The sequence below is a fragment of the Kineococcus aridisoli genome (assembly GCF_050871885.1).
Lineage (GTDB): Bacteria > Actinomycetota > Actinomycetes > Actinomycetales > Kineococcaceae > Kineococcus.
The window spans coordinates 1-5,041 of record NZ_JBJLSF010000153.1; the positions used below are offsets into that span (position 1 = coordinate 1).

Genomic DNA, 5,041 nt, shown 5'->3' on the forward strand with positions numbered 1-5,041 from the left:
GGCGCCGCGGGGGCTTTGGGGGGTTTGGGGTTCGCCACCGCGGGGGCGGGGGCGCCCGCCCCCGCCGGGGGGGTGGCCACCGCCAGCAGCGGGACCGCCAGCAGCAGCGCGGGCAGCGCCCCCGGCCGGCGTCGGCGCCGTCCGCAGCGGTGCGCGGGCGTGGGCGTGCTCGTGGGCGTGCTCGGGGTCACGGGATCCCTCCGTGGACGAGGCGGTGGTGGTGCGACGGCGCGAGTGTGGCAGCCGGGACCGCCCGCCCGCCGGGGTTTCCGCGGCGGGCGGGGAGCGTCAGCAGGTGCGGGTGACCTCGCCCACCCGGGCCACCGCCGCGGCCGCAGCGGACGGGGTGGTCGCGGGCGGGGCGGTCGCGGCGCCTGGCCGCGGACGGTCCGCGCACACCTCGATCGCCGCGGTCAGCACGTCGCGGAGCCTGCGGTCGGCATCGGGCACGCAGGCGCGTGCGATGCCCTCCACGGCGCAGGCGACGATGCGCGGTGCGACCGCGCGGCCGAACCGCGCCGGGGTGGCGTCGGCGCCGTGACCGTGCTGCCGGGCGAACCGCTCGGCCCAGAGCGCCGCGCCCGGTGCCCGCCGCAGCGCCGCGGCGGTGGCCGCGTCCGGGCGCACCGCGCCGCCCGCCAGCCGGGCGGCCACCCGTTCGGTGCTCAGCAGCCCGAGGGCCAGGACGCGCTGACGCTCCTCGGCGACCACCGGCAGCGCGGCCACCGCGGCCAGCCGGGCGATGCGCACGTCGATCCACGGGTCCTCGCCGCGCCGCCCGACGACCGAGGGCACCAGGTCGAGCAGCAGCGGGCGGGCCGCGTCGGAGGTGTGGTCGTTGACGCCGCGGGCCAGGGCCGCCAGCAGCGGGTGGGTGCACGCGGGGTGGTCGCTCCACGGTTCACCGGCCAGGTGGGAGGCGAGCTCCATGAAGCAGGCGCCCTGGCGCGGGCTGCGGTGCCGGCCACGGCTCAGCAGCGGCACGCCGTCGGGTGCACCGGCCCGCCGGCCGGGGCGCGGCGCAGCGGGCAGGAGCGGCAGGGACCAGGACATGGACACCCCCACGGGGACCGACGGCACCGTCGCGGACCGGATCGTGGGACCAGTCTGCGCGTCCCCGTGCGGTGCGCAAGGGCTGCGGCCGGGCCGGCGCCGCCGACCGCCGCCTCGACCGGCGCGGTCAGCCCAGGACCGCGTCCGCCTCGACCTCCACCAGCAGGCGCGCATCGATCAGGGCGCTCACCTCGAGCATCGACGACGCCGGGCGGATGTCGGCGAAGAACTCACCGTGAGCGCGTCCGACCTCCTCCCAGCGGCTGATGTCGGTGACGAAGACCCGGGTGCGCACCACGTCGGACAGGCTCGCCCCGACCTCGGACAGGGCCGCCGCGATGCGCCGGAGGGCCTCGCGGGTCTGCTCGGCGATGTCGTCGCCACCCACCGGAGCACCGTCCGCCCCGGCGGCCGTCGTCCCCGCCACGCTCACCCAGGGCCCCACGCGCACCGCGCGCGAGTAGCCGACCAGCGGTTCCCACACCGCACCGGAGGAGACGACCTCGCGCTCGGACATGGCGGGATCATGCCGCAGGGCGGCGGTCCCGGTCAGCCCCGGATGACCCCGCGGATCCCGCCGCCGACCAGCGTCGCCACGTTCACCATCACCGTCGGCAGGGCCAGCCCACCGGGGGCGGCCACGTAGCAGGTGCGCCAGCGCGGGTGGAAGCCCTGCTTGAACGTCCGCAGGCCCTTGAAGTTGTAGAACTGCTCGCCGTGGGTCCACAGCAGGTGCCCGACGCGGTCCCAGAACGAGGCGGTGCCACCGGTCCGCAGCCCCGACAGGGGCGCCATCCCCAGGCTGAACGAGGCGAAGCCGTTCTCCTTGGCCCACAGGATGCACTCGATGAACAGGTAGGTCATCACGGTGCGGGGGCCGTCGGGCAGGCGGCGCATCAGGTCGACCTGCACCTCCCGGCCGTCGCCGCCGACCCACAGCGTGGCGAAGGCGATGACCTGCCCCTCCTGGCGGACCACGACCAGCGGGAAGCGGCGGACGTACTCCTCGTCGAAGGCGCCCAGGGAGAACCGCTTCTCCTTGCCGTTGCGGTGCGTGAGCCAGGCCTCGGACACCTCGCGCAGGGCCGGCAGCAGCGGCGCGACGTCCTGCGCCGCGACGAACTCGACCGTCAGGCCCAGGCGCTGCGACTTGTTGCGGCAGTTGCGCAGGTTGACCTTCGCCCTGCCGGTGAGGGTGAAGTCCTCGAGCGGGACGACGGCCTCCTCCCCCAGCTTGGCCAGGCTCAGCCCGCACTCGCGGTAGAGGTCGGCGTGGTCGGCGAGCACGTTGTAGAAGACCGGCCGGCCGCCGTGGCGGTCGGTCTCCTCCAGGAAGCTCCAGACCAGTTCCCGGAAGTCGGCCGGGTCGCCCACCGGGTCCCCCATGACCACCCAGCTGCGCCCCTCGACCTGGTACATCAGGAAGGCCGCGCCGCCGGGGCTGAAGTGGAAGCGCTTGTCGCCGGTGAAGGCCAGCTGGGAGGTGCAGCGCCCCGACCGGGCGACGATGTCCGTCACCCGGGCCATCTCGTCGTCGCAGGCGGCCCGCGGGCCGGGGACCACGGGCCTGAGGAGGCGGCGACCGCCGATGAGGACGCCGACGGCGCCTGCGGCCATCGCGAGCCGGTCCACGCCCGAGCTGTCGCCGGAGATCGACGCCGCGAGCAGGGGCGCGTCGACCGCACCACCGGCACCGCTGAACTCGTGCCACCAGACGGCCACGCCGACCAGCGCGATCGCGGTGATCGGCCAGAGGGGGTTCTGCCGCCGGGTGAAGAGGGCGCCGCGGTAGAACGCCGGGCGCGCCGGCAGCAGCAGGAGGGCCAGGACGGCGGTCACGGCGGCCAGCACCAGGTCACCGTGCGCGGCGGCGATCCCCGTGACACCGACGAGCAGCGCGAGCGTCGCCGCCCAGGCGCTCTTGAGCCGCCGGTGCAGACCGCGGGCCATGAGCAGGGCGGACAGGCCGGCGAGGCTGATGGTGACGGCCGAGACGTCCAGGGCCCGGGGACCCGGCAGGTCCCCCACCATGAGCATGAACACGCCGGTGCCCGCGACGCTCAGCGCGAGCACGGAGGGCGTGAGCACGGAGGGGATGCGTGCGGTCGGTACCGTCGTCCCCGCCGCGGCGGTGCGGGCCGAGCCGCGTCCCGCCGCCCGCCGGGCCTCGTGCACGACGAGGAGCACGGCCGCCAGGAGCAGCGGCAGCACGAAGTAGCAGAGCCGGTAGGCCACCAGCGCCACCGCGAGCCCCGCGGGCGAGGTCGTCGACCCGATCAGCACCACCAGCGCCGTCTCGAAGACGCCCAGCCCCCCGGGCACGTTGGCCACCAGACCGGCGATGGTCGCGATCGAGAAGGCGACGGCGAAGGCGAGGAACGGCAGCCTGCCCTCGGCGGGCAGCAGGACGTGCAGGGCCGCGGCCATGGTCAGCCACTCGAACGTCGACAGCACGACCTGGGCCACCGCCAGGCGGGGGGACGGCCGGTCGATGCGCCAGTCGCGCCAGGCGAGCGGACGCCCCGCGCACGCCCAGAGGAGGTAGCCGACCACCGACGCCAGCAGCAGCGACCCCAGGACCAGCACGGCGGCACCGGGCAGGTGCAGCGCCCGGCCGGCCTTGAGCGGGTCGAGCAGCATGCCGCTGCCGGCCAGGACCGCGGCCCCCAGCGCCAGGGTGACGACGTTGAAGCCGATGATCCGGGTGATGGCGAACCCGGGGACCTGCCAGCTGGAGTAGACGCGGGCCCGCAGCGCCGCCCCCACCACGGCGGAGGCGCCCAGGTTGTTGCCGAAGGCGGTGGCGACGAACGACGCGAGGCCGTAGCGGCGGTAGGGCAGGGGGTGCTCGACGTAGCGCAGCGCCAGCGCGTCGTAACCGGTCATCGCCAGGTAGGAGACCGCGGTCGCGGCGAGGGCGGCCAGCACGACGCCCGGACCGAGCGCCAGCAGGTCGCCGCCCAGGTCCGCCCAGGAGTAGCCGCGGAAGGTCCGGTGCAGCAGCACCACCGCGGCGGCGAGCAGGCCGACCGCGAGGAGGGGGGCGAGCAGGCGACGCACCGGACCTGTCGACTGCCTGGGCGAGGAGCTCACGGATGAGCAGTCGGCACTCCGGCGCCCGTCCTTGAAGCGGCGACCGGCGGCGTGCGGGGCCCCAGGACCGCGCCGTGCTCAAGAGCGACACGTGCCGGTCGATGGGAGGGGCGAGGTGACGACGACCCGCCACCCACCGTGCTGCACCCAGGGAGCCACCCGCTGATGTCGACCCTGCGCGACCTGAACGTCGCCTCCAAGCTCTTCGCCGGTTTCGGCGTGGTCTGCTTCCTGCTGGCCGCCGTGGTCGGCCTGAGCATCGACCGCCTGGGCTCCTCCCAGGCGAACCTGGAGGACCTGTCCACCGCGGGCGTCGCCTCCGTCGAGAGCATCGGGGAGGTGCGCACCGACTGGATGCGGATGCGCATGGCACTGGCCAACGCGGGGCTGGCGCCGGACGCGGCCGGCACCGAGCGGGCCATCGACGAGGTCGACGTGGCCGACGAGGTGATGGACGAGGCCTGGGCGGCCTACCTGGCCGCCTCCCCGTCCGCCAGCGCCCAGCAGCTCGAGCAGTTCGACGACCTGCTGGCGCAGTACCGCAGCCAGCGCGAGCCGCTGTTCGCCCTCGCCCGCGCGAACGACACCGCGGGCTTCATCGCCGTGCGCGAGAGCAGCGCCGCCACCGCCGCGGAGGTCCTGACCCTGCTGGACGAGCTCGCCGAGGTCGAGGGCCGTGACGCCGCGGACCTGGCGGCCGAGGGTTCCTCGGACTACCACGCCGCCGTCACCCTGCTGCTGGTCATCGGTGCCCTGGCCGTGGCCGTGGCCGTCGCGGTGGCCATCGCGGTCTCCCGCTCCATCGCCGGCCCGCTGGCCAAGACCCTGGCCGTGGTGCGCGGCCTGGCCGAAGGCCGCCTGGACCAGCGGGTGGGCATCACCACCGGCGACGAGG

At 75.6% G+C, this 5,041-nt stretch carries 4 protein-coding genes and 1 pseudogene; 1 reads left to right on the top strand and 4 read right to left on the bottom strand.

Translation table 11 applies throughout. The annotated features are described in order from the left end of the window. The 4 genes and pseudogenes from ACRYM2_RS22740 to mprF all read right to left on the bottom strand — a co-directional run. Window positions 1–191: pseudogene (locus tag ACRYM2_RS22740) on the bottom strand (hypothetical protein); the annotation flags it as partial. Window positions 192–288: 97 nt separating this feature from the next. Next, window positions 289–1,053, bottom strand: coding sequence for a hypothetical protein (locus ACRYM2_RS22745; RefSeq protein WP_432524952.1), 765 nt, complete (start codon window positions 1,051–1,053; stop codon window positions 289–291). A gap of 127 nt (window positions 1,054–1,180) precedes the next feature. Next, a complete protein-coding gene (locus ACRYM2_RS22750; RefSeq protein WP_432524953.1) occupies window positions 1,181–1,570 on the bottom strand; it encodes a RidA family protein in 390 nt (129 codons plus the stop codon). A 32-nt stretch (window positions 1,571–1,602) separates the two neighbouring features. Continuing rightward, entirely contained in the window at window positions 1,603–4,113 is a 2,511-nt protein-coding gene (gene mprF, locus ACRYM2_RS22755; RefSeq protein WP_432524955.1) for a bifunctional lysylphosphatidylglycerol flippase/synthetase MprF, read from the bottom strand. Window positions 4,114–4,311: 198 nt separating this feature from the next. Between mprF and ACRYM2_RS22760 the strand changes: the two genes are divergently transcribed. Beyond that, a partial coding sequence (locus ACRYM2_RS22760; protein WP_432524956.1) for a Tar ligand binding domain-containing protein occupies window positions 4,312–5,041 on the top strand: 730 nt, incomplete at its 3' end.

What these genes read in the sequence shown, in the direction of transcription:
- ACRYM2_RS22745 (WP_432524952.1), bottom strand. Translation starts at nt 1,053, where the DNA reads ATGTCCTGGTCCCTGCCGCTCCTGCCCGCTGCGCCGCGCCCCGGCCGG.
- ACRYM2_RS22750 (WP_432524953.1), bottom strand. Translation starts at nt 1,570, where the DNA reads ATGTCCGAGCGCGAGGTCGTCTCCTCCGGTGCGGTGTGGGAACCGCTG.